Source organism: Micromonospora wenchangensis (genome assembly GCF_002210435.1).
In the GTDB taxonomy this organism is placed as follows: domain Bacteria; phylum Actinomycetota; class Actinomycetes; order Mycobacteriales; family Micromonosporaceae; genus Micromonospora; species Micromonospora wenchangensis.
On record NZ_MZMV01000005.1, the window covers coordinates 134,270 to 158,527 of the forward strand.

Sequence of the window (24,258 nt, forward strand, 5' to 3'; positions counted from 1 at the left end):
CCGAGCCCCCTGCTCCGTCCGGGCCGATCCTCAGCGGTGACCGTCGCAGTGCCGGATGGCGTCGGACACGCTGTGGATGCCGCGGTGGAAGATGGTGTTGGCGAGCGCGTAGGCGGCACCGGCCCGGGACCGGACCGACACCATGTGCGCGGGTTCGCCGCAGCCCCCCGACGCGATGACCGGAACCCCCGCGGCATCAACCACCGCCCTGGTGAAGCGAATGTCGTACCCCTGCTCGGTGGCGCCCTCCCGCTCCAGGCAGTTCGCCAGGATCGCGCCAACTCCGGCGGCTGACCAGGCCGCCACCCAGGACAGGGCGTCGATACCGGTGGCCCGCCGACCACCGTCCACGTGCACCTGCCAACCATCGCCGGCGCGGCGGCAGTTCATCACCGCCAGGACGCTGGCCGAACCGTGACGTCGTACCGCCCTCGACACGAGATCGGGTGAGTCCACGGTGGCGGTGCTCAGCGCCACCGCCGCAGCCCCGGCTCCGAGGACCGCCTCGACGTCGTGGTCGTCGCGGGCCCTACCGTTGTCGACGGACACCAGCAGCGCGCCGCCACCACTGCACAGCTCACGCAGCAGCGGCAGGAACCGGCTGTCGTCCCGCCAGCCGTCCTGGATGTCGAGGAAGATCTTCTCCGTCCCCTGACAGCGGTACCGGTCGAGGATCTCGACCGGGTCGTCGCAGGCCCGTCCCTCGTGCCACGCCGACGGATTCGCCCTGCCACCGCGGATGTCAAGGCACGGAACGACGTACGGGTGGTCGTCGCTGGACCAGCGCATCCCGGTCATGCCTGCCGTCCCTGCCGCTGGTCGTGGCCGACCTCCTCGGTCAGCATCCGTAGTCGGTGACTGTCGGGAGCGAGCCGGGTGGCGATGTCGATGGCACTGTTCACTGCTGTCTCCTGGGAGTCGATGTCGGCGAGGTGGTGCCCGGCGAACCAGAGGCCGTCGCGGCCCTGGTGATCGGCCAGCACCCGACGGCCGCGGACCGCCGCGGCATCCGGATAGAGCTGTTCGAAGTCAGCGGTGGCCACCAGGCGCTCGGGCAACCGGGGCCGGTGGGTGAGCTGACTTCGGAAGACCTGGGCCCCCGTGATCGGCCCGTACCAGGCCGTCGAGTCGGCGTGTTCCCGGTAGACGGTCAGGTTGGAGGTGGACCACTGGTCCGCCCGTGCCGGCAGATAGGCCGGATCGAGGTGCAGGCCGGTCGTCGAGGGCAGGTACCGGAAGCCGGCGAGAGCACGGTTGAGCCGATCGGCGTGGGGGAACTGCCGGATGAGCCGGAGGCAGCGCGGCGGTGGCACCGCCAGCACCACCTGGTCGGCCTGGTAGACCTGTCCGCCTGCGGTGCTCAGCGTCCACCGCCGGTCACCGGACTCCATCCTGGTGATCTCCGACCCGGTGCGGATGGTCGTGGCCAGCAGGTCCACCGCGATCGCCCGGACGAGCCGCGCCAGCCCACCGACCAGGTTCTGCCAGCCGGCGGACCCACCCGCAGCGGGCGCGGCGCTCCGCGCGAGCACGGCGGTGGCCGCCCGCCCGGACACCTGCCGGGCGTCGTCGATGCTGCATCCGTACAGCGCGGCGACGGGCGCGTACAGGACCGTTCTCTTCAGCCCGTCGGTGACGGGAAGCGGCTCGACGAGATCGGCGTAGCTCCTCTCCCAGGAGACCCCCTCGGTGTCCCAGTCGACCGCCGCCCGCGTCAGCAGGGCACGTGCCTCCCCGCCGGCACCGAGGATCCCGCTGCGGGTGCCGTCCGGCGTCACCAGCAGCGGGACGGGCATGTCCGGCACCTGGATCGTGACGGTCGTGGGTACCTCCACGACCTCCGCCGCCAGCCCCATGAGTTGGATCAGCCGCGCATGCCGGGGGAACAGGACGGCGGAGAAGTCCTGCGCACCCAGGTCGACAGCGCACTCCACACCGTGGTGGAGGGTCGTCGCCGACCTGACGTGACCCCCCAACTCGGCCTGCGCCTCCAACAGGGTGGTCTCGTGGTCGTGCTCCAACAGCCACGCGGTGGTCAGACCAGCCAGCCCGCCACCGACCACGACGATCCGCATGAGCCTGCCCCTTCCCGCGGTCAGGCCGCCGCCACCTCGGCCCAGAACAACCGCAGGTACTCGTCCATGAACCGCCCGGCCGCGACGGCGCACGCCGGATCGTCACCCCGGTCCAACGCGTCCTGCAGCGTCGACTGGGTCACGGCGTAGAAGTCGCTGATGTCCCCGGGCCGGTAGTACTCGACGACCTCCGGGGGCAGTGCGATCCCGCCGCGCTCCGCACTGGCGACGATGGCGTCGCACACGCCGAAGTACGAGTCCATGTCCGACAGCAACGCCATGCAGATCTCCGCCTGGGTGCCGTGCAGCGCCAGCCAGGACACGTATCCGTTGAACGTGTTCTCCAGGGGCGTGGTGTACCGACGGGAACGGTCCTGCTCGCTCACACCCAGCAGGTCGGCACAGCGGTGCAGCTTCGGCCCCGCCGCGATCACCATCGAGTAGAAGGCCAGGAAGGTGTTCCCGGCCGGCGGCCGGGCGAACCGGCCCATCATCGCCGCGTACGCGCCGAGTTCGGCCCGGTGCGCGCGCAGCTCCGCGCAGATCTCCCGCTCGATCTGCGCGGTCGTGAGCGAGTCGGCGGCGGCGATCGCGAGCAGTTCGTTGGGCGGGTCGGACTTGCGTAGCCGGACGATCTCCTCACGCAGAGACCCGGCGGTGGGCCCGACAACATCGCGGTCCATCTGAATCACCTTCTCCTCGGGACACGGTGGCGGTCGACAGCCGCCAGGGCCGATCGGGCGACCCCGGCGTCAGACAACCCGGCAGAACATGGGGAGCGGGGGCTGAGCACCGGATCTCCCACGCGGGAGCGCGGATCCGGCGATGGCGGCCGACTCCCACGGGCGGTGCTCGCGTCGCCGACCGTCACCCCGGCGGGTCGGGGATGAACCCCACCCGCGCGAAGTAGTCGAGGTAACGGTCGAGCATGGCGGAATCGGTCGGGGGACAGGCCCACGGCAGGTCGGCGAGGTCCCGCTCGGCGTGTGACCGGTCGAGCTCCGGAAACACGCTGCGCGTGTACAGCTCCTTCACGGTGAGGTCGAGGCCCGTGGCCGGCAGGGTGAAGATCGGCACGAAGGCCGCAATGGGATGTCGGGGCTGCGCGTCGACGAAACCGACCAGTTCCTTGACCCACTGGTCGTAGCGGATGACGGTGATGCGGTGCCCCCGCGCCCGCATGCGGCCGACCATGTCCGACAACCGTCCCGGCCGGGGATTGGTCAGGTGGTACGTCCGACCCACCGAATCCCCGCTGCCGGTCAGGAAGGCGATCGCCGCCGCCAGGTAGTCGGCGGGCACGAAGTCGAGCGGCAGGTCGATCTCCGGCGCGCTGCCCATCTCCACGATCGCCTTGAACAGGGCGCAAATGGCCGCCTCCGTGTTCCAGGTCCCGGTACCGCTGTCACCGGTGATCTCATACGGGCGGTGCACCACGACAGGTAGCCCCTCAGCCGCGGCCCGCCGCAGCAGCTGTTCGGCGACCCACTTGCTCTCCGGGTAGCCCATCGACAGCCGGCCGAAATGCTCCAGGGGCTCGTCCTCACCGACCCGGCGGGCACCGGCGGAGCCGAAGCCGGCCAGCACGGCGATGGTGGACACGTAATGCAACGCGACGCCCCGGCCGCTCATCGCGAACTCGATGAGGTTGCGCACGCCGTCGACATTCGTCGGGCGCAGCTCCTCGTACGGGTACACGAAGTTGACGTGCGCCGCGCTGTGGTGGATGGCGTCCACGGTGCCGGTGAGCTCCCGCCACCGCCCGTCGGACCAGCCGAGGTGACGTCGACGCAGATCGCCCGCGACCGCGGTGACCCGCCCCGGCGGCAACGCCCCACGATGCCCGTACCGTCGCTGAGCGTCGCGGACCCGCGCGAGGGCATGGTCGTCGTCGTCCGCCCGGACCAGGCAGACGACGTCCGCACCGGTGTGCCGCAGAATGCCACGCAGCAGGTACGAGCCGAAGAACCCGGTGGCGCCGGTCAGCAGGATCCGGCCCGGCGGACGCCGGGACGCGGCCACGTCCGCCCGCTCGCGCCGCCGCACCGTCGGGTGCAGGTACAGCTCGCGCCGCCACCGGTCGTCGGCGGTGTCCTCGACGACCAGCGCGCCGTTCACGGCATCGGACACGGCACCGGTGAACGAGGCGAGTCCCGGGTCGGCGAGCAGCCGGTGCAGCAACGGCCGGCTCTGCGCCAGATCGATCCCCAGGGTCGTCACGATCCGATTGACCAGCTGAGCGGCACGCAGCGAGTCCCCGCCCTGCCCGAAGAAGTCCTCGTCGGACGCCGGATCACCCTGCGGCAGGATCAGCGACCAGGCCTGCACCACCCGCGCCGCGACGTCCCCGCCGTCCGCACGCCCGGTCTCCCCGCTGGGAGGAGCACCCACGGTGGCCACGTACCGCAGCCGGTCGAGGTCGACCTTGCCGGTCGGGGTCAGCGGCAACACCGGCAGCCGGTGCAACGCCGACGGGATGGCATACCTCGGCAGGTCACGGGCCAGGTGACGGCGGAGCTCTGCCCTGTCCGGGGCGGGATCGGTGCACGTGTAGTACGCCACGACGTGCCGACTGACCGCGTCCTCGACCGTGACCACCGCGCTGTCGGTCACAGCCTCGTGCGCGTTCAGGACATGCCTGATCTCGTCGAGCTCCAGCCGGTTGCCGCGGACCTTCACCTGATCGTCCCGACGGCCCCGGAAGTGCAGCACACCGTCGTCGTCACGGCAGGCGAGATCCCCCGTGCGGTATAGCCGCTGCGCGACGCCGTCGACGAGCACCGTCACGAACGAGCGGGCGGTCTGCTCGTCGTCGCCCAGGTAGCCGAGGGCCAGACCGTCGCCGCCGATGTGCAACTCGCCATCGACACCCGGCGGCACCGGCCTGCCCTCGGCTGAGAGAACCAGGCAGGAGGTGTTACCGATCGGCAGGCCGATGGGAACGTCCGGGGCGTCCTCGGCGACCGCGGTGATGGTGTGGGTGGTGGCGAAGACGGTGGCCTCGGTCGGGCCGTAACCGTTGACGAACCGGCCCGGAGGGCCGTGTCGCAGAATCTGCCGCACCAGCCGCGGATTCAGCGCCTCACCCCCGGTGAGCAGATGCGGCACGCCGGCGAAGATCCCGGGCCGCTCGTGCGCGAGCTGATGCAGCAGCCCGGTGGTCAGGAAGACAGCCGTCGGCTCGTTCTCGCCCAGCCACCGCTGGAACCCCGCAGCCGACAACAGGGTTTCGTTGTCGACGATCAGGACGCTGGCACCGTTGAGCAGGGGCAGCCACAGCTCCAACGTCGCCGCGTCGAACGAGATCGTCGCGCCGTGCATCATCCGCTCGCCCGGGCCCAACTCCAGGAACAGATTGTCCACTGCCGTGCGCAGCACGGCGCGATGCGGAACGATCACCGCCTTCGGCCGTCCGGCGGTACCCGAGGTGAACATCAGATACGCGGGATCGGCGCCGGTGTGAGCCGGGCGCGTCGGGGTCACGGGTCGGTGCGCCGTGAGCACCGGGTAGTCGACGCAGCGCACCATGTCGTCCACGACGTCCCGGCTGCCGGGCAGCCGGACGGCCACGACCGGCCGGGCGATCTCGACCATGCGCGCCAGCCGTGCCGGTGGCAGCTGGTCATCGAGCGGGAGATAGGCGGCACCCGCCTTGAGAACGCCGAGCATCGCCGCACAGGCCTCCGGCGAACGGTGGCCGACCAGCCCGACCACGGTTCCCCGGGTCACCCCCAGGGACGTCAACGCGGCACCGATCCGGTCGGCGGTCACCCGGAGCTGCTCGTACGTCCACCTGACGCGGCCCGCCCGCACCGCCTCCGCAGCCGGCGTCCGCCGGGCGGTCCGGTCGAACAGCCCGTCGACCGTCGTGGCCGCCGCCCGAGTGGCCGAGACGTCGTCGACCGCGCGCCGACGCGGATGCCGGTCACTGTCGACAGGGCCGCCCGCCGGAGCGTCACCGGGGCTCGTCGCACCCGCCATCGTCCCGCTGGGAGCTTCCTCGTCAGTGGACATCCGTCACCATCCGGTCGTTGGAGAAGTCGGTGTACCCGTCAACCGGGCGGCACGCTGCGCACAACCGCGGCGTGGGGCCTGAGCGTTCGGACCCGGGCAGCACCGGCAGATGCCACGGTAGGAACGGACCGGCTCCCGGCCGGCACACCCGGTTGGACCCCCATACCGGGCAGGATTTGCTTCCAACGGGAATTGGTCCCTGCCACCGCAACCGACACGTACCGTCGCAGCCACGGCCGGACCGCCATCACCCCCCGCCGGTTACGGCACGACCACCCGGCAGCCCGACCTACCGCCCCGACACCTCCCCTGTCGTGGCCGTCGTCGACCTGCCCGACGCAGGGGAGGAACCAGTGACCCGGACACCGGTCGAGGTGGCGGGAATCGTCGGCCGACACCTGATCTACACCTACGCCAACGGATGGCAGTACGAGATGTACGTGAAGAACGCCACCACCATCGACTACCGGATCCACTCCGGAATGGTCGGCGGGCGGTGGGTCAAGGACCAGAAGGTCGACCTGGCGGCCCTCGCACCCGACGTCTACGCAGTGTCGTGGACCGAGCCCACCGGCACGTCGGTGTGCGTCACCATCATGCCGGAGCGGCGGCGACTGCGCGGCGTCATCTTCTTCCCCAGCTGGGTACACGAACACCCGGAACGTACGGTGCTCTTCCAGAACGACCACCTGGAACGCATGCGTCGATACCGCGACGACGGACCGACGTACCCCGTACACGTCGTCGCCGAGTTCGCCGACATCACCTTCGTCGAATCCTGCGGCACCGACGACGACACCGTCATCGACCGCCCTCCCCACCAGCTTCCCGCCGGGTACGCCGACCGCCGCAACCCGTGAGGGGGAGCCATGGACGCGGAGAAGTCAGCGGCCTTCCTGCTCGACGAGGGCCTGAGATACGTGTTCTCCGGGGCCCTGCGGGTGGCCGCCCAGACCGGTGTCGCCGACCACCTCACCGACGGCCCCCGCACGGTCGAACACCTGGCCACCCGGACCGCCACCCAGGCCGACGGGCTACGCCGGGTGCTGAGACTCCTGGCCACCCGCGGCATATTCCACGAGGACGCGGCCGGTCGCTTCCACCTCACCCCGCTCGGCGAGGCGTTGCGCAGCGACTGCCCCACCTCCGTGCGGGAGGCCATGGTGTTCGTCACGAACCCCACCTTCTGGCAACCGGTCGGGCAGCTCGGCAGCGCTGTGAGCACCGGTGTGCCGGCCGTGGAACAGATCTTCGGACGGCCACTGTTCGACTACCTCGCCGCGAACCCCGAGGCCGCCGCGGAGTTCGACCCGGGGATGGCGCAGTATTCACAGCTGGAGAGTCGCGGCTTCGCCACCATCTACGACTTCGCCGACACCGGGGTGCTGGTCGACGTCGGCGGCGGCCGGGGACGCCTGCTGCTGGAGGTGCTCAGGAGGCACGCCGGCTGGCGCGGCGTGCTGTTCGACCAGCACCATGTGGTCGCCCGACACGAACTTGCCACGTTGGGCGCCGATCACCGCTGGACGGCCGTCCCCGGCGACTTCTTCGACGAGGTGCCGGCCGGCGGGGACGTCTACGCGTTGCAGTACATCCTGCACGACTGGGACGACGAGCGGTGCGTACGAATCCTGCGCAACTGCCGGCGGGCCATGAACCCGGACGGCCGGGTGGTGGCACTGGACACCGTCCTGCCCGACGGTGACGCCGCCCATCCGGGCAAGAGCATCGACCTGGTCATCCTGGCCTCGTTCACCGGCCGGGAGCGAACCAGGACGCAGTTCGCCGCCCTGTTCGAGGCGGCCGGCCTCCGGCTGACCCGGGTCATCGCCAAGCCGGAGCCGGGCTGGCTGTCGATCATCGAGGGCCGACCGCGCTGAGCGGTCGAGAAACGACCGGGCGGTCCTGGCCCGGGTCTGCTGGTGACCGTGTGGGTCCTGGCCGCGTCGTGGCAGGACCGCCACGGCGCAAAGGGCCCTCTGCTCGCCGCGGACGGTCCCCGTCTCAGGTCCGGCTGCGTCTACCAACCCTCGGCGGGGTACGGACGCCGGAGGTGATCGGCGGCCATCCGGTCGACCGCCGCCCGGTCGAGCTTGCCGTTCGGCAGTCGCGGCAGTTGCTCGACGGTCTGCCAACGGGCGGGCACGGCACCGCGTGGCAGGTCGTCGCGAAGCAGCCGGCGCAGGGCGGGCAGGCTCTCGCCGACGTCGGCACCGGCTACGAAGGCGACGAGACCGGGAACGGGCGAGCCGCGCCCGGCGATACCGACGGCGACGGGACGCCCCCCGGTACGCCGTACGATCGCCTGCTCGATCTCGGCCAGCTCGATCCGCAATCCGCCGATCTTGAGCTGACTGTCGGTACGGCCGCCGAAGTGGACGAGGTTCTCGGCGTCCAGACCGACGATGTCGCCGGTCCGGTAGCTGCGTGTTCCGTCGACGACGGGGAAGGGCACGACTGCACCGGTCCCGGTCGCGTATCCGGCCGCGACGCCCGGCCCCGAGATGCGTAGCTCACCGGTGGGGGAACCGGCCCGCCCACCGTCGAGGTCGATGTGCACGGTGGTCCCCGGGATCGGCCGGCCGATCGGCACGTCGGCGCCGTCGGCATCGGTCGGGCGGCACCGGTGGACCATCGACCACACGGTGCCCTCGGTCGGTCCGTACTCGTTGTAGAGCGCCGCGCCGGGCAGTTGCGCGAAGTGACGGAGCACGAGGCGAGGGAGGCAGGGCTCACCGGCGACGATGACTGTGCGGAGACTGTCGAGCAGCCCCGGGCCGGCCGTGTCCAACACCGCTTCGTAGAGGCTGGGCAGCAGCAGAATGTGGGAGCCTCGGTGGTGGTACGCGGCCGTCACGATGGCCTCGACGTCCAGCGGGTTGCGAGCCGGGATGACGAGGTGCGCCCCGGTAACCAGCGACCAGTAGATGCCGGCCACCGAGCTGTCGAAGGATATCGACGAGCACAGCAGGTAGGTCGACGGTGCTTCCGGGTAGTACCGGATGCGGGCCCGGGTGGAGTATCCGAGGTTGTCGTGGGTGACCACCACGCCCTTCGGCGTGCCGGTCGAGCCGCTGGTGAACAACGTGTACGCCGGGGACGGCCCCGTCGGACCGACGCCGGAGGGCGGTTCGGACGACCGGGCGGTGGCACCCGTGATCCGTAGGGGAGAGCGGCCTTCGTGAGGTTGCCCGGACTCGACGACGCGGCAGCTCGCGCCGCTTGCCGCGATCACGTCCTCCTGCCGCTGACGGGGAAACAGGCGGTCGACCGGCACGTACTGCGCGCCGGCCCGCAGCACGGCGAGCATCGCGACAATCGCCCACCGGGACGTCGTGGCCTGGATGACCACCCGTTGGGCCGCGCCCACGCCGACCGCCAGCAGTTCCGCCGCCAGGCCACGGGACTCGGCGTCCAACTCCGCGAAGGTCAGGTAACCGTCGGTGTCGGACACGGCGGGCCGTCTCCCGAAACGACCGAGGGCGGCGTCCAGCAGCGGAAGAATCGGCTTGCCGGCGGCGAGGTCGGCACCCACGAGCCGGATCGATTCCACGTCGCCCCCGAACGTCCGTAGGCGAATCAGATTAACCGTCACCAACGCCGGCGTCCAGCCGTCGGGGCACCGGAAGGACTCGACCAACGCCAATGTGTTTTCACGGATCGCTGATCTTGGCTGAGGGCTTCCCGGGCGTGTGGACGGGGCCTTGACGAAACTCCGCGAGCCTTGTTGTACTGGGGTGGTCTTCACGATCGTGGTCCCTGACGGACTTCGACGGTGGCGGAACCGATAACGGTGTCCGAGTGGGTGCCGGTCAATGAGCGTTCACCTCATGATTCCAGCGGCGACCAGGACGGGCGAGGCTGATTGATGCGGCGTTCGGATGAAAAAACGGAGACGCCGTCGCCACCGCCGGCGGTTTCCGCGAGCCAGCGCCGATTCTGGTTCCTGGACCAGATCACGTCCGGCGTCCCGGTCTACAACAGCTACTCGGCGATCCGGTTGACCGGCCCGCTCGACCCGGCGGTCGCGGTCCGGGCGCTGCGCGAGGTCGTCGGCCGTCACCGTGTCCTGCGATCCAGCTTTCCGGCGGAGGATGGTCAACCCGTCGTCGCGACGTCGACCGCCGACGGTGCGGCCGTGGTGCCGTTCGTCGACCTGTCGGCGGTGCCGGCCCAACCACGTGCTGCGGCGGCCGACGACCTGGTCGACCGACTCGCGCACCGCACGTTCGACATCCACCGCGGCCCACTGTTCCGAGCGGCCGTCATTCGTACCGGAAACGATCGGCACACGCTGCTGATCGGTGTTCATCACATCGTCTCCGACGGCTGGTCGGTGCACCTGGTGTTCCGCGACTTCCGCGACCTGTACGCCACTATCGCGGCGGGCGTCGAAATAGTTCCGGAGCAACCTCGGCTGCAATTCTCGGACGTCGTCGCGCGGCAGGAAAAATGGCGGACGAGCGCAGAACACGACCGTCAACTCGATTACTGGCGCAGTCAACTGGACGGTGTCGCCGACGAGTCCTGCCTACCGCCGGACCACAGGACGAGCGGTGCGGGCGGCCACGCCGCCGGACACGCCAGCTATCCCGTCGCCGGTGACCTTTGCGTACGGATACGGGCCCTGGCCCGCGCCGAGCGGGTCACGATCTTCATGGTGCTGCTGACCGGTCTGAAGATCACCCTGTCGCGTTACCTGGAACGCGGCGACGTCACGGTGGGCACGCCGATCGCGTTGCGCGACGACCCGGACGTGCAGAACATGGTCGGGCCGCTGCTGAACACTCTGGCACTACGCACCGACCTGTCCGGTGCGCCTACGGTGCGAGAGTCCCTGGCCCGGGTCCGCGACACCTGCCTGGCCGCCTACGACAACCAGGAGATCCCGTTCGACACGGTGGTCGCCGCGCTGGGTGGCACCCGGGACCTGGAAAGCAGTCCGTTCTTCCGGATCATGTTCCAGTACGTGACCGGCACCGGCCGGGAACACACCTTCGCCGGCCTGCTGGCCACGCTGACGGAGGTCGAGATCGGCCTGGCCAAGCTCGACCTGACCCTCGACGCCGTGGAGACACCCGGCAGCGGACTGGAACTCGTCGCCAGGTACCGGACGAGCCGCTACGACCGCACCACGATCGACCGCCTGTCCGACCACTGGCAGGCCGTACTCGCCGCCATGTGCGAGCGGCCGGACGCGAGCATCGACGACCTGGACCTGCTCACCCCGGCGGAACGGGCCGTGGTCGCCACGGCGTCGACCGGGCCGTCCGTCGTCGCACCGGAGGCGACGTCGGTGCTGGATCTCATCGAGCGGACGGTCGAGGCCGACCCCGACGCCGAGGCGGTCGTCTGCGGCCCCGTGCGGCTCTCCTACGGGCAACTGGACCGGCGGGCCAACCAGCTCGCCCACCGCCTCGGCCAGCTCGGTGTGGTGCCGGAGACACGCGTGGCCATCCTGATGGAACGCTCCGCCGAGACGATCGTCGCCGTGCTGGCGGTCTGGAAGGCCGGTGCGGCGTACGTGCCTATCGACATCGACATGCCGGCGGCCCGACGCGAGGTGATCCTGGACGACGCCGGCGTGACCGTGCTGCTCACCCAGGCGCAGCTTGCCGGTGACCTCGCCGGTGACCGGCGGCGGGTACTCGTCGTCGAGCCGGACCACGCCGGGTACGGCCACCTGCCGACCAGCCGGCCGGCGCGCACCACGACCTCCGGACACCTGAGCTACGTCATCTACACGTCCGGGTCGACCGGCCGACCCAAGGGCGTCATGACGACGAACGCCGGTCTGCTGAGCACGTGCATGGCGTGGGAGCACGCATTCGGACTCAAGGGCCGGATCCGGTCGCACCTGCAGATGGCGAACTTCTGCTTCGACGGCTTCCTCGGCGAACTCGTCCGTACCCTGACGTCCGGGGCGAAGCTGGTGATCTGCCCCCGCGAGTTCCTGCTCTCACCCGACCGGCTGCTCGCCCTGGTCCGCAACGAGCGGGTGGAGGTCGCGGACTTCGTACCGCCGGTGCTCCGGGCGCTCGCCGGGCACCTGCGCGGCAGCGGCCAGGACCTCGGCGGTCTGCGCCTGGTCATCGTGGGGTCCGACACCGTGTCCACCGATGAACTCGCCGGCATCCGGCGGCTCGGCGGACCCGACACCCAGGTGGTCAACTGCTACGGGCTCACCGAGGGAACCGTCGACAGCACCTACTTCGTCTGCCCGCCCGACTGGCCGGGCGACGCCTCGGTACTCATCGGCGAGCCACTGCCGGGCATGACCGCGTACCTGCTGGATCCGGCGCTGCGGCCGGTGCCGCCGGGCACGCCCGGCACCATCTTCATCGCCGGCCCCACGGTGGCGCGCGGATATCTGGGCGACCCCGGCCGGACGGCGGCTGCCTTTCTACCTGACCCGTTCAGCACGCGGCCCGGCGCGCGGATGTACCGGACCGGCGACCGGGGGCGGTGGCGTACCACCCCGCAGGGCCTGCGGATCGAGTACCTCGGGCGGGCCGACCAGCAGGTCAAGATCCGCGCGTACCGGGTCGAGCTGGGCGAGATCGAAGCGGCCCTGCGACGCCTGCCCGGCGTCCGCGACGCGGTGGCCGTGGTGGACGACGGTGATCCCACCGACCGCCGGATACACGCCTACGTCGCCGCTGCCGATGACGTCGAGACCGGGGGCTGGCACCCGACGCTGCGCGCGACGCTTCCGCACTACATGCTGCCCGACCGTCTGGTGGTACTGCCGGCGCTGCCGACCACGGCGACCGGCAAGACGGACCGTCGGGCCCTGACGAGCCGTCCCGGCCGGCAGATCACCCTGTCCAACGCCGCCACGGCGCCGCGTACTGCGACCGAACGACGGCTGGCCCGGCTCTGGACGCGGGTGCTGCACGACCGGCCTGTCGGTGTGCACGACGACTTCTTCGTCACCGGCGGCGACTCCCTGCTGGCCATGCGGCTGCTGGCGCGCGTGCGCGCCGAGTGGGGCACCGGCTACGGCCTCCGGCAGTTCTTCCGTGGACCGACGATCGCGCAGGTCGCCGCGAGGATAGACGCCGAGGGCGAGCGTACGGGGCGCGACGCCGACCGGCTTGACGAGATCGTCCCGGCGGCCCGTGAGTTCATCGACCACCAGGCGGGCGGAACACCATGAGCCCACCCGCGGCCGGCAGTGAAGGAAACGCCGTGGACCTGCCGTACGTCATCAGCAGCGACCGCCCGGGGGAGAGCCTCACGAACCGGATCGCGGCCGAACCCCCGCAGATCCGACAGCGGCTGCGTACCGACGGCGCGGTTCTGCTGCGCGGCTTCGACGTCGGCGGGGTCGACGGTTTCGAGGCGGCGGTACGCGTCCTGTCCGGTGACCCGCTGCCGTACGCGGAACGTTCCTCTCCCCGGTCGACCATCAAGGGCAGGATCTACACCTCCACCGACTACCCGCCGACCGAGGAGATCTTCTTCCACAACGAGAACTCCTACCAGAGTTCCTGGCCGATGACGCTGTACTTCCACTGCCTACAGCCGCCGCTGGAGCGGGGCGCCACACCGTTGGCCGACACCCGCGCCGTGCTGCGCGAACTCGACCCGCAGGTGCTGGAGGAGTTCACCCGGCGGAGGTGGATGGTCCGGCGCAACTTCACCCCCGACGTCGGCCTGCCGTGGCAGAAGGTCTTCGACACCACCGACCGTGACCAGGTCACCCGCTACTGCGCGGAGCACGGCATCGAGGCGCAGTGGCGGGGCCAGGACTGGCTGCGGACGACCTCGGTCCGCGACGCCGTCCACCGGCATCCACACACGGGCGAGCGGGTGTGGTTCAACCACGCCGCGATCTTCCACGTCACCACCCTGGGGCCCGACGTCCGCGCCGGCCTGCTGGAGATGTTCGGGGAGGACGGCCTGCCCAGCAACAGCTACTTCGGTGACGGCGGCGCGATCCCGGACGACGTCATCGGCCACGTCCGCGACTGCTACCGCGCGGCCGGCACCCGGTTCGACTACCAACGCGACGACGTGCTCGTCATCGACAACATGCTGACCGCGCACGCACGCGAACCGTTCCGTGGCCCCCGCCGGATCGCCGTCGCCATGGCCGAACCGGTCACGACGGTCGAGACGCCGTCATGACCGGCCCGGGCCCGGTCGCCGCCAGCCCGGCGTCCTCGGCGCAGCGTCGGATCCACTTCCTCGACCAACTGGTGCCGGACGGCGCGGTACAGAACATCACCCGGGCCCTCGATCTGCGCGGTGACCTGGACGTCACCGCGCTGCACCTGGCCGTCCGGCGCATCGCCGGCCGGCACGAGAGCCTGCGGACCTGCTTCGCCACGGTCGACGGCAGCCTGCGCCAACTCATCACCGAGCGGGTGCCGCGCCTGCGCGTGATCGACATCCGGGACGTCCTGGCGAGGCACGGCGCGCCGACGACGGGACTGGTACGGGCGCTGACCGACCAGGAGACGACGCGTGCGTTCGACCTCGCCCGCGCCCCGCTGCTGCGCCTCACCCTGCTGCACACCGCCCCACACCGGTACGTGCTGCTGATGTCGTTCCACCACGTCATCGCCGACGCGTGGTCCGTCGACATCTTCCTCACCGAACTGGCGGCGCTCTACCGCGCCGAACACACCGGAGAGCCGGCCTGCCTGCCCGAGCCGCGCTTGCAGTACGCCGACTACGCGACCTGGCAGCACCGGATGCTGCGGACCGGACGCTGGGAGCGCGGCGCGAACTACTGGCGGGAGCAGCTGCGGGGCGCGCCGGAACTGGCGGTGCCGACGGACCACCCGCGCCCGGCCCGGCCCGCCTACCAGGGCGACAGCTACCGCTTCGCCATCGACGCCGACGTGACCGCGCGGCTCGGCGAACTCGCCCGCGCCGAGGGCGCCACGGTCTTCATGGCGTTGCTCGCCGGCTTCGCGATTCTCATGCACCGCTGCACGGGCCAGCGGGACATCGTGCTCGGCGGCACGACCTCCGGACGCGACCGGCCGGAGGTCGAGCAACTCATCGGCGCCTTCGTCAACATGCTCGCCCTCCGGATCCGGCTCGACGGTGAACAGAGCGCCCGCGAGGTGCTGTCGCACACCTCGGACACCTGCCAGGACGCGTACGACCACCAGGACGTACCGTTCGAACAGGTGGTGGCGGCCCACGGCGAGGTACGCCGGCCGGACCGGCACCCGATCTTCCAGGTGGTCTTCCAGATGATCACCGAAGCGGCAGCGGAGCTGTCCCTGCCGGGTCTGATCGCCACGGTGCAGGAGGTCGACCGGGAGAACTCCACCTACGACCTGGTGTGCACCGTCGCCCGCACGGGGGAGCGGTTCACCGGACGGATCGACTACGACACCGACCTCTTCGCCCGCCCGTCCGTCGAGGCGCTCGCCGAGTGCTGGCTGGCCATCCTCGCCGACCTGGGCCGGAACCCGGACCGACCGATCCGCGAGCTGGCACCGTACGGTGACCGGGCGGCCGTGACCGCGGTGGGGCAGGCCGCCCCGGACCGGGTGCCCGACGTCGCCGCGCTGGCCGGACCCGCCGTCGGCGACGCCCACGACGAGGTGCTCGACCCGCACGGCAGACCGGCGCCGGTAGGAATGCCCGGCGAGCTGTGGACCGTCGTCGGAGACCGACGGACACGTACCGGCCGGCTGGTACGGCAGCGACCGGACGGGAGCCTGGTGCCGGCTTACCTGCCCGAACGTCCCGCCGGGGCCGCCGACACGCTGGACGCCACCGCTGGGGTGGACGCGACCGAGGCACCGATCGCCGCGATCTGGTGCGAAGTGCTCGGCCTCGCCGAGGTCGGCCGGCACGACAACTTCTTCGTGCTGGGCGGGCACTCGCTGCTGGCGACCGTCGTGGTGACCCTGCTCCAGGAACGTCTGGGCGCGTCCCTCAGCCTGGCCGACTTCTTCCTGCACCCCACGGTTGCCGGGCTCGCGGCGGAACTGACCGGGCGGCCGGCAGCCGACGAGGTCGACGACGATCTGGCCGAGATGTTGACGGAACTGGAGCGCGAGTCGAGATGACCGAGCTGCCGCCGCCCAGCACCGGGCAGACCACCGTCACCACTGACGGTTCGCCGGCCGTCGCGGACGTCGTCGGACTCGTCGTGCGGTGTGCCCAGCGCGCACCGGACGCCGTCGCGGTGACCACGCGCGACACCCGTCTGACGTACCGGCAGCTCGACCAGCGCGCCGACCGGCTCGCCCGGCGACTGCGTGACCTCGGTGTCGGCCCGGGGCAGGTCGTCGGCCTGTACGCGCAGCGGTCACCCGAACTGGTCGTCGGCCTGCTGGCGGTGTTGAAGTCCGGCGGTGCCTACCTGCCACTCGAACCGACGCTACCGCCCGAACGGCTCCGTTTCATGATCGACGACGCGGCGGCGGCGATCGTGCTGACCGGACCCGGGCACCACCGCCGGATACCCGGCAGCTCCTACCGCGCGGTCTCGCTCGACGAGGCCGCAGACGGCCCCGTCGACCAGAATGTCGCCGGCCCGGGCGACCTGGCGTACGTGATGTACACCTCGGGCTCCACCGGACGGCCCAAGGGCGTGCTGGTGGAACGTCAGGGACTGGCGAACTACCTGGAGTGGCTGATCAGCGAATTCTCGCGGGGCCGACCGGTGAACAGCCTGCTGCACACCTCGATCGCGTTCGACTTCTCCGTCACCAACGTCTACCTCCCGCTGGTGACCGGGGGAAGCCTCGCGCTGGCGCCGCCGGACGCCGACCACGAGGTCCTCGCCCGGCTGCTCCAGGACTCCCGGCTGGACCTCGTCCGGGTGACCCCCTCGCACGCCGAACTGCTGGACGCCGCCACGGACGGGCGGCCGACGCCACCCGGGCCACGGTTCGTCGTCGTCGGCGGCGAGATCCTGCGGGCGCACCAGGTGTCGACCCTGCGCCGGATCTTCCCCGGGTCGGCCATCTACAACCACTACGGGCCGACCGAGACGGTGGTCGGGCGCTGCTTCCTGCGCCTCGACGAGTCCGCCGGATTCCACCTCGACAGTTACGCCGCCCACGATCCGGTGCCCGTCGGCGGCCCGATCCCGAACACCCGGATCACGCTGCTACCCACGGAGCCGGGAGAGGCGGCGGACGACGCCGGTGAGCTGCTGATCGGGGGGACCGGCCTGGCTCGCGGCTATCTGAACCTGCCCGAACTCACCGAACGGAGCTTCGTCACGCTGCCGGACGACACCCGGGCGTACCGTACCGGCGACCTGGTACGGGTGGACGACCAGCGGCGCCTGGTGGTGGTGGGACGAACCGACGACCAGGTCAAGATCCGTGGGTACCGGGTGGAGCTGGGCGAGGTCGAGGCCGCTGTCCTGGCGACCGGTGCGGTGCGCTCCGCCGCCGTCGTGAAGGTCGCCTCCCCCGGGGACGCCCTGGTGGCGTTCGTCGTACCGGAGCGGGACGTCCGGCTGGAGCCGGCCGGGCTGCGCGCCACGCTCGCCGAGGCGCTGCCGGACTACATGCTGCCGCACCGGTTCGTCGTGCTGGACGCGTTGCCGCTCACCGCCAACCGCAAGCTCGACCGGGCCGCCCTCGCCGAGTTGGCGGTCACTGCGGCGCCCCGGCCTGCGGTGCGACCGACCAGCCGGCATCCCGAGGGGGTGGCGGAACAGTTCCTGCGGTGCGTACGGGACGTGCTGGAGCTGGGCGAGGTCTCGCTGGACGATGACTTCTTCGCCCTGGGCGGAGACTCGATCGCCGCGATGAAGCTGGCCGCCCGGTGCAGGGCAGTGGGCATCGAACTGCGCTACACGCGCATCCTCGCCGCACGAAGCCTCGCCGACACCCTGGAACAGGTCCCGGAGCGGTCGTAGCCATGACCCGGCGCGGTCGCCGGCCGGACGCTGCGGTGTCTCGTCCGGACGGCCCGTTCACTGCCGCGTCCGGACCGCTTCCTGGTGCAGCGCGGAGCCCAGGATGTCCGCGGCGAGGTGGTACAGGTCGGAGACGGCCTCGCCGGTGATCGCGGAGAACTGGTGCGCGGTCTCGAAGGCCGGGTGCCGCTCCAGCTTGTCGCGGTAGTCGGGCAACGGCGCGTCCGACCGCATCAGGTCCAGCCACTGGCGGGTGCCGGGATACGGGCTGTTCAGGTTCAGGGCCACGCAACCGTCAGGCACGCATCCCTCCCGATGCAGGTCCGCGACGAGCTGGAGCGTCCGGATCCGCTGCTCGTCGGTCTCGCCGAGACCGAACTGGAGCGAGGTGCCGACCCGGATGCCGGCGGTGCGACACCAGCGGGCAACCCGTCGGAACTGTTCCGTCCAGTCCGTCGGCTCGGCGAGCAGCCGCAACTGCTGCACCTTCTGGACCCGCACCGCGTCCGGTTGTGCCGACTCCACCCCGAAGTAGATGTAGCTGCACCCGGACTCGCCCATCCGGCGCAGCAGCCCCTCGTCCACGTCGTTGACGGTGGTCTGGCAGCCCCACTCGAACCGCCGTCCGGCGGCCCGGTCCGCTTCGAGCATCGTGAGCAGATCCGACAGCCAGCGGCGGTTCTGGGTGAACGTGCTGTCGTCGAAGAACACCGCGTCGAAGCCCTGGTCGATCCTGAGACGGATCTCCCGCATCACGTGCTCGGGCGTACGCTGCCGGATCTTCGGCTGGTTGTAGAGGAAGGCATCCGCTGACTCGTGGCAGAACGAGCACGAGTACTTGCAGCCCAGAGCGGCCATGACCTGGGCGGTCGGCCGGTTGCCGAAGACGGAGAACAGGTTCTCGTGGCTGATCCTGGTCACGTCGATGAACGGCAGCTTGTTACCGTCGATCGGCACTCCGCTGAGCGGAATCGACGTGATGAGCTGGGTGTCGTCGTCGACGAGGACGAGCTGCCCGACCCCGGGGAGGGCGGCGAAGCGCGCCCGGTCGGCGAGCAGTCTCTTGCGCAGCGCGCGGGCGTCGACAGGCAGACTCTCGGCGACCACGGCGAGCAGCTCCGGCAGGGCGAAGACCGCGTCCCCGGCGAAGACAATGTCCACGATCGTGCGTTCCCGCTCCGTGGCGAAGGTCTGCAGGGCCGCCAGCCGGTCCAACTGCCGTGTCGTCAACGAGTACGAGCGGTGCACCTCCCGCTGGCGATCGCCCATCGCACCGACCCGCTCCGACGTGGACCGGTAGGCATCGGGATTCACCGCATCCTCGTGCTGCCCGCCGAGAAGCACGATGCTGTTCGGCGAGACCGACTTGACCAGTTCGGCGATGCGGAGCGCGAAGTGGTGACCCTCCGACAGGTTGCTGATGCCGACGACCACGGGAAGGTGTTCGGCAACGCACTCGACGAGCGTCCTCTCGAACGCGTCGCTGTACGCCGGCGGGTTCAGCACGCCGACCACCTCGGGCACCCGGTCGCCGCAGAACTCGTCGATGCGCAGCATACGGTCGAGCAGGCAGGTGGCGTACAACAGCGGAGTCGGCATGCCGGGGAAGGCTCCGGTGGCGTGTTCCTCCACGTGGGGCGCGCTGATGAACAGGACGGGAAAGTGTTTGAGGCGGTGCCGTAGCCGATCCGCCTCGGGCCCGGTGGCGGTGCCCAGTCGCTCGACCAGTTCCCGATCCCGGTCCAGCTCACGCCGCATCGCCTCTGCCGAGACCGTACCGGGGTCCAGACCGTCCCCGGGGTACCAGCGCCATCCCCGCTCGTGCTCGGAGAGGTCCCGTGCGATGCGCGCCGCCCGCTCCCGGCGGATGCGCTCCTGCGCGCCGGTCACGGCCCGAGGACCTTCAGGATGAATGCCGCCACGTCCGCGTCCGCCAGCAGCCGGGGTCGGTCGGTCGGGAACGTGGTCGCGCCCACCAGGAGCCCGGCGGGGTACTCGGCGTCCTGGGTGCCGGAGAGCACCAGGGCTCCGAGGGGTGCCACCGCTTGCGGTTCGTCGGCCGACAGTGACGACGCGGCGAGGTAGGCGAGATAGGCGGAGAACCGGTCGGCGAGCTGCTGCCGCATCGCGGCCGGCACGCGCACGGTGCGGCAGGCCGCGGCGAGGGCCGTCCGGTAGGCGTCCTCCAGGGCGACCAGCACCGGAAGCAACGCCCGGCCGGTCGTCGTCGGCCCCGTACCGGCGCCGACGGCGCGGGCGCCCGCCAACTCCTCCGGTGTGAGCTGGGCGGCGAGGGAGTCGACGGCCCGGCGGTATTCCTGCGCGGCGATCCGGCTGTCCACGAGGACCGGGTCCACCGTGACGAGAGCCGGCTCGGCAGCCCCGCACCGGCGGATCGCCGTGGCGAGCCGGGCTGCGAGCGGCGCCCCGGCGCAGTGCCCCAGGACGCCGACGACTGACGAGCCGTCCGCCAGTGCGCCGGTCAACCACGGCTCGATGTAGCTGCCGTACTCCGTGACCTCGGTGACGGTCGTGGCCGGCGGCACCGCCTCAAGCACCCGGTACCCGGTGAGGTACGAGGCCAGGTCCGCGAATCCGGGGTCACCGCGCCGCGCCTCGAACGCGACGGTGAGGACAACGCCGGCGCTGCCGTCGGCCAGCACGCGCCAGGGGGAAGAAGTCATCATGCTCCCGTCCGTTGGGGCCGCGGAACGCTACACATGGGCGTCCGCCCAGAACCCGCCGTACTCCGTCAGATCGCCGACCGGCGGCACGTCACTGAAGTACGGCCGCTTGTCCATGGCCTGGGCGAAGGTATCCAGCCCGTCGAGAAAGACCTGGTAGATCTGGTCCGGTGTGGCCTTGTCGGTGGCGTAGACCGGCGGCAGGTCCTCGTGGTACAGGCTGAAGTCGCGGTGCAGGATCTTCATACCGAATCGCTCGGGATTCTGGTACATGCCGCTTCCCGGATAGGGTACGAGACCAAACAGGTAGGTGGCCTGTAGTAAATCTTGATCGATCAGGTCGCTGATCCAGTCGATGCTGCGGACCATGTCGTCCGGCGTCTGGTCGGGAAACCCATTGACGGTGAACGCGCAGGTGGCCAGTCCCGCGTCCCGGACGCGTTTCAGCGTCTCGATGGTCGTGTCCAGGTTCATGTGGTGCTTGTGCGTGTGGTGCGAGTCCTGTGACGCGGTCTCCAGGCCGATCTCGATCCACTGGCAGCCGCTGCTCTTGAGTTTACGCAGGACCCGATCGTCGGTGAGGCAATTGAGTCGCGTCTGACAATCGTATCGGACGTCGCCCTCCCGGTCGAGTGCGTCGAGCAGTTCGAGCGTCCGTTCCGGGTGCAGGGTGAAAGTCTCGTCACCCCAGTAGATGTTGTGGTGGGCGCCGTAGTGCGCGCGGTACGCCCGTATCTCGCGCAGCACCCGCTCGATAGGGAAGTATCCGGGCCGGCGGCCGATCGTCTGGATGGTGCAGAACGTGCACTGGTACGGGCAGCCGAGCGCGTAGACCTGCCGCAGATATCTGATGTCCCCGCCGCTGCTGGCGGGAAACAGGTCGATTTTCGGGAAGGGCAGGTCGGCGGGGGCGACGTCGGGATAGCGGATCGCGGTCCGGCTGGTCCTGCCGTGGCTGTCCCGGTAGACCAGGTTGCCGACGGTCGCCACGTCCCGCCCGTCGCGCAGCGCGTCGAGCAGTGCGGGCAGCGCGCGCTCACCCCGGTCGACCACGACGTAGTCCACGCTGGGGTGCGCGGCGACCTCGTGGGCGAGCGGAGTCGCCACCACGCCCCCGTAGACCACCGTGGCTGCGGGGTGGACCTGCTTGATGACGGTGGAGATCTCGTACGCGTAGCAGAGGTTGACCGTCATCGGGGAGAAGAGATAGACGTCGGCCGGGTTGTCGCGGGCCGCCTTTTCGACGACGTCCTTCGCCAGGCGGCCCGGCGCGTTGAAGGTGCCCGGATCGGTGTAGAGGTCGAGGACGCCCATGTCGGAATAGCCGTGGGCCTCCAGGACCCCGCCGAGCCAGAGCGCCCAGTGTGGCAGCTCCCACATGTTGCGTTTCATGTGCCGCAGGTTCGGGTGCACCGAGTGGTACTGGATGTCGAAATTCCGCCAGAACAACCTACGCTGCGGGACCGGCACGGTGGACATTGGTGTGTGAACGAATGATACCCGCATTTTCGCCCGTCAGAATTCGCCCGTCAGGATGGTGGGACATTCCATGATCATTTCGGCGACGCCCGGTGCGGCGACAGATACCCGGCAGTGATAAATGCCCCGTTGTGGCCAGGTCGGAACCGTCACTACAGTGACATGTACCAATGGAACCATAGGTCAGTCATTTATCCCTGTCAACCGGATGATCACACCCGGCACCCAGCCTTGACCGAGCAGAACTATCATGATGGACTAATCGGGTCCACGTTAGGGGATTGCTCGTGTCCGACCTTGATCCAGAAGTCGCTACGGACCCACCCGGACGGGTCGGCGGGGAAGTCGATCCCACGAGCGGTCACCGACCCGACGCCGCGGTGGCCGGCACCTCGCTGTGGCGTAACTCGAACTACCGGACTTTCCTGGGAATCCAGACGCTCTCGGCGATCGGGGACTCATTCTCCTACGTGGCCATACCACTGCTCGTCCTCCAGGTCACCGGCTCACTCGTCCAGATGGGAATCGTCACCGGCTTGACCGGCGTCGCCTCCATCACCACCGGGGTGTTCGCCGGCGTGGTGGTCGACCGTTTCGACCGCAGGACCCTCCTCATGATCTGTGACGGCGCCCGCTGCGTGCTGTACGGAACCGTCGCGCTGGTCTTCCTCGTCGCCGAGCCGTCCTGGCTGATCTATCTCGTCGTGCCACTGGCCGGCGTCTTCTCGATGATCTTCCAGGTCACCTACGTGGCCGTGGTCCCGGCCATCGTCCCGACCGACCAGATCACCAGGGCCAACGGCCACCTCTATGCCACGTACGCGATCGCGAGCGTCGCCGGACCGGCGCTTGCCGGCCTCGTGGCTGCAGCCTTCGGCGCGGCGGCGGCCATCGGCGTCGACGCGATCACCTTCGCCGTCGCCGCGATCGGCGTGCTGTTCATCCGGCTGGCCGCACGACCGGCCCAGCCCGGCCCGGCCGACGCCGAAGCCGGCGGCGTACGCAACGAGTTCCTGGCCGGTGCGCGCTTCGTGTGGGCGCATCCCCTGCTGCGCCAGCTCACCCTGCTGCTGTCGCTGCTGACGTTCCTGACCTACGGACTCACCGACACCGTCATCTTCCGGCTCAAGGACGAACTCGGGCAGTCGGACGCGGTGGTCGGCTACGTCCTGACCGCCGGCACGGTCGGCACCTTCGTGGCGTCCTCCGTGGTCGCCCGGGTCCGTGGACGGCTCGGCTTCGGGCCCAGTTGGATCAGCGCCTTCAGCCTCGCCGGCCTCGCCGTGGCCGGAATGGGACTGGTGCACCACGTGCCGGCGCTCGCGGTGTTCATGGCGGTGATGCTGCTCGGCAGCGGGGTTGCCGGCATCTGCTCGATGTCGTTGCGCCAGGAGATCACCCCGAGCCATCTGCTGGGCCGGGTGACCGCGGCCTTCTGGACCATCCACTCCGCGCTGGGACCACTCGGGGCGGCCACGATCACGGCCCTGGCGGCCGGGTTCGGTGTCACCCCCGTCCTTGTCGTGGTGGGCACGGCGATGGTCCTCATCGCGCTGTCCGGGGCTTTCAGCAGCATCGGCCGGGCTGGAGTGACACCGGCTGCCGAGCCGGCCCTGGAGGGCGCGCGTTCCTAGAGACCCGGTCCAACCCGCGTAGGAGACGAGGACGATGACGAACGGGGATGCGGACGACGCGCGGCTCTACCACGTCGTTCACCACCACCAGGAGCAGTACTCCAACTCGCCGCACGAACGACCGAACCCGCCGGGCTGGCGGGACGCCGGCCGCGTCGGACCGCGCCGCAGGCGCCCGACCCGGATCGACGGGGTGTGGACGGCTACCCGCCCGTCGAGCCCACGCGTCCGCTCCGCGCAGGGAGCCCGCCGATGATCCCGTACTACCGAGGGCACCTGCTGGCCGACCTGCGTCGCTTTCCCCAATGGGTCGAGCCGGAACGACCCGACCTGACCGACGAGACGGTGGTCTACCTACGCCACGACCTGACCGTCGTGCTGCATCCGGTGCAGGACGACGAGGGCGTGCTGTGGGACGCCGACACCCCACAGTGGCGGACGTTCTGCGAGTCCGTACTCCGCTTCGAGGTGCCCGCCGAGTTGCGGACCGACGCGAGCTGACGGCGGCACGACGTGGACCG

At 70.3% G+C, this 24,258-nt stretch carries 17 protein-coding genes; 9 read left to right on the plus strand and 8 right to left on the minus strand.

Going from position 1 to position 24,258, the window contains the following annotated elements; translation table 11 throughout:
- Positions 1–30: 30 nt before the first annotated feature.
- The 4 genes from B5D80_RS04490 to B5D80_RS04505 form a co-directional block, all read right to left on the minus strand.
- Positions 31–798 carry a HisA/HisF-related TIM barrel protein gene (locus B5D80_RS04490; RefSeq protein WP_088642477.1) on the minus strand — a complete coding sequence of 256 codons (768 nt, stop codon included), beginning with the start codon at positions 796–798 and terminating at the stop codon, positions 31–33.
- Positions 795–2,075, minus strand: a complete 1,281-nt coding sequence (locus B5D80_RS04495; RefSeq protein WP_088642478.1) for a protoporphyrinogen/coproporphyrinogen oxidase — start codon at positions 2,073–2,075, stop codon at positions 795–797. The genes B5D80_RS04490 and B5D80_RS04495 overlap by 4 nt, the downstream gene beginning before the upstream one ends.
- A gap of 20 nt (positions 2,076–2,095) precedes the next feature.
- A complete protein-coding gene (locus B5D80_RS04500; RefSeq protein WP_088642479.1) occupies positions 2,096–2,758 on the minus strand; it encodes a hypothetical protein in 663 nt (220 codons plus the stop codon).
- A 184-nt stretch (positions 2,759–2,942) separates the two neighbouring features.
- Complete coding sequence (locus B5D80_RS04505) at positions 2,943–6,089, minus strand: amino acid adenylation domain-containing protein (protein WP_088642480.1); 3,147 nt, start codon at positions 6,087–6,089, stop codon at positions 2,943–2,945.
- Between the two features lie 353 nt (positions 6,090–6,442).
- Between B5D80_RS04505 and B5D80_RS04510 the strand changes: the two genes are divergently transcribed.
- Positions 6,443–6,949 carry a phenolic acid decarboxylase gene (locus B5D80_RS04510; protein WP_088642519.1) on the plus strand — a complete coding sequence of 169 codons (507 nt, stop codon included), beginning with the start codon at positions 6,443–6,445 and terminating at the stop codon, positions 6,947–6,949.
- A gap of 9 nt (positions 6,950–6,958) precedes the next feature.
- Positions 6,959–7,969 (plus strand): methyltransferase, encoded by a 1,011-nt coding sequence (locus B5D80_RS04515; RefSeq protein ID WP_088642481.1) that lies wholly within the window; start codon positions 6,959–6,961, stop codon positions 7,967–7,969.
- Between the two features lie 140 nt (positions 7,970–8,109).
- Here B5D80_RS04515 and B5D80_RS04520 read toward each other — a convergent pair whose 3' ends face one another.
- Entirely contained in the window at positions 8,110–9,729 is a 1,620-nt protein-coding gene (locus B5D80_RS04520; RefSeq protein WP_211291391.1) for an amino acid adenylation domain-containing protein, read from the minus strand.
- Between the two features lie 228 nt (positions 9,730–9,957).
- Between B5D80_RS04520 and B5D80_RS04525 the strand changes: the two genes are divergently transcribed.
- From B5D80_RS04525 to B5D80_RS04540, 4 genes are read left to right on the plus strand one after another with little or no spacing between them, the layout of a single operon-like run.
- A complete protein-coding gene (locus B5D80_RS04525) occupies positions 9,958–13,248 on the plus strand; it encodes a non-ribosomal peptide synthetase (protein ID WP_088642482.1) in 3,291 nt (1,096 codons plus the stop codon).
- The gene (locus B5D80_RS04530; RefSeq protein ID WP_088642483.1) at positions 13,245–14,222 is read left to right on the plus strand and encodes a TauD/TfdA family dioxygenase; all 978 of its coding nucleotides are present in this window, start codon (positions 13,245–13,247) and stop codon (positions 14,220–14,222) included. The genes B5D80_RS04525 and B5D80_RS04530 overlap by 4 nt, the downstream gene beginning before the upstream one ends.
- Positions 14,219–16,129: a condensation domain-containing protein gene (locus B5D80_RS04535; RefSeq protein WP_088642484.1), complete on the plus strand. Its 1,911-nt coding sequence runs from the start codon at positions 14,219–14,221 to the stop codon at positions 16,127–16,129. The genes B5D80_RS04530 and B5D80_RS04535 overlap by 4 nt, the downstream gene beginning before the upstream one ends.
- Positions 16,126–17,940, plus strand: coding sequence for a non-ribosomal peptide synthetase (locus B5D80_RS04540; RefSeq protein ID WP_088642485.1), 1,815 nt, complete (start codon positions 16,126–16,128; stop codon positions 17,938–17,940). The genes B5D80_RS04535 and B5D80_RS04540 overlap by 4 nt, the downstream gene beginning before the upstream one ends.
- Before the next feature lie 57 nt (positions 17,941–17,997).
- On the opposite strand, the gene B5D80_RS04545 is transcribed toward B5D80_RS04540, so the two are convergent.
- Genes B5D80_RS04545 through B5D80_RS04550 form a run of 3 tightly spaced genes read right to left on the minus strand, consistent with a single transcriptional unit; the run spans position 17,998 to position 22,103 of the window.
- Positions 17,998–19,830, minus strand: a complete 1,833-nt coding sequence (locus B5D80_RS04545; protein ID WP_211291392.1) for a B12-binding domain-containing radical SAM protein — start codon at positions 19,828–19,830, stop codon at positions 17,998–18,000.
- Complete coding sequence (locus B5D80_RS33620) at positions 19,827–20,624, minus strand: hypothetical protein (RefSeq protein ID WP_169733034.1); 798 nt, start codon at positions 20,622–20,624, stop codon at positions 19,827–19,829. The genes B5D80_RS04545 and B5D80_RS33620 overlap by 4 nt, the downstream gene beginning before the upstream one ends.
- A 30-nt stretch (positions 20,625–20,654) precedes the next feature.
- Positions 20,655–22,103, minus strand: a complete 1,449-nt coding sequence (locus B5D80_RS04550; RefSeq protein WP_088642486.1) for a B12-binding domain-containing radical SAM protein — start codon at positions 22,101–22,103, stop codon at positions 20,655–20,657.
- 380 nt (positions 22,104–22,483) lie between these two features.
- Between B5D80_RS04550 and B5D80_RS04555 the strand changes: the two genes are divergently transcribed.
- From B5D80_RS04555 to B5D80_RS04565, 3 genes are read left to right on the plus strand one after another with little or no spacing between them, the layout of a single operon-like run.
- Entirely contained in the window at positions 22,484–23,737 is a 1,254-nt protein-coding gene (locus tag B5D80_RS04555; protein WP_088642487.1) for an MFS transporter, read from the plus strand.
- A gap of 34 nt (positions 23,738–23,771) precedes the next feature.
- Positions 23,772–23,993, plus strand: coding sequence for an MbtH family NRPS accessory protein (locus B5D80_RS35055; RefSeq protein ID WP_088642488.1), 222 nt, complete (start codon positions 23,772–23,774; stop codon positions 23,991–23,993).
- Positions 23,990–24,238: a hypothetical protein gene (locus tag B5D80_RS04565; protein WP_088642489.1), complete on the plus strand. Its 249-nt coding sequence runs from the start codon at positions 23,990–23,992 to the stop codon at positions 24,236–24,238. Before B5D80_RS35055 ends, B5D80_RS04565 begins: the two co-directional genes overlap by 4 nt.
- Positions 24,239–24,258: the final 20 nt, after the last annotated feature.

What these genes read in the sequence shown, in the direction of transcription:
- B5D80_RS04505 (WP_088642480.1), bottom strand. Translation starts at nt 6,089, where the DNA reads ATGTCCACTGACGAGGAAGCTCCCAGCGGGACGATGGCGGGTGCGACG.
- B5D80_RS04525 (WP_088642482.1), top strand. Translation starts at nt 9,958, where the DNA reads ATGCGGCGTTCGGATGAAAAAACGGAGACGCCGTCGCCACCGCCGGCG.
- B5D80_RS35055 (WP_088642488.1), top strand. Translation starts at nt 23,772, where the DNA reads ATGACGAACGGGGATGCGGACGACGCGCGGCTCTACCACGTCGTTCAC.
- B5D80_RS04500 (WP_088642479.1), bottom strand. Translation starts at nt 2,758, where the DNA reads ATGGACCGCGATGTTGTCGGGCCCACCGCCGGGTCTCTGCGTGAGGAG.
- B5D80_RS04530 (WP_088642483.1), top strand. Translation starts at nt 13,245, where the DNA reads ATGAGCCCACCCGCGGCCGGCAGTGAAGGAAACGCCGTGGACCTGCCG.
- B5D80_RS04495 (WP_088642478.1), bottom strand. Translation starts at nt 2,075, where the DNA reads ATGCGGATCGTCGTGGTCGGTGGCGGGCTGGCTGGTCTGACCACCGCG.
- B5D80_RS04535 (WP_088642484.1), top strand. Translation starts at nt 14,219, where the DNA reads ATGACCGGCCCGGGCCCGGTCGCCGCCAGCCCGGCGTCCTCGGCGCAG.
- B5D80_RS04550 (WP_088642486.1), bottom strand. Translation starts at nt 22,103, where the DNA reads ATGTCCACCGTGCCGGTCCCGCAGCGTAGGTTGTTCTGGCGGAATTTC.
- B5D80_RS04515 (WP_088642481.1), top strand. Translation starts at nt 6,959, where the DNA reads ATGGACGCGGAGAAGTCAGCGGCCTTCCTGCTCGACGAGGGCCTGAGA.
- B5D80_RS04540 (WP_088642485.1), top strand. Translation starts at nt 16,126, where the DNA reads ATGACCGAGCTGCCGCCGCCCAGCACCGGGCAGACCACCGTCACCACT.
- B5D80_RS04565 (WP_088642489.1), top strand. Translation starts at nt 23,990, where the DNA reads ATGATCCCGTACTACCGAGGGCACCTGCTGGCCGACCTGCGTCGCTTT.
- B5D80_RS33620 (WP_169733034.1), bottom strand. Translation starts at nt 20,624, where the DNA reads ATGACTTCTTCCCCCTGGCGCGTGCTGGCCGACGGCAGCGCCGGCGTT.
- B5D80_RS04490 (WP_088642477.1), bottom strand. Translation starts at nt 798, where the DNA reads ATGACCGGGATGCGCTGGTCCAGCGACGACCACCCGTACGTCGTTCCG.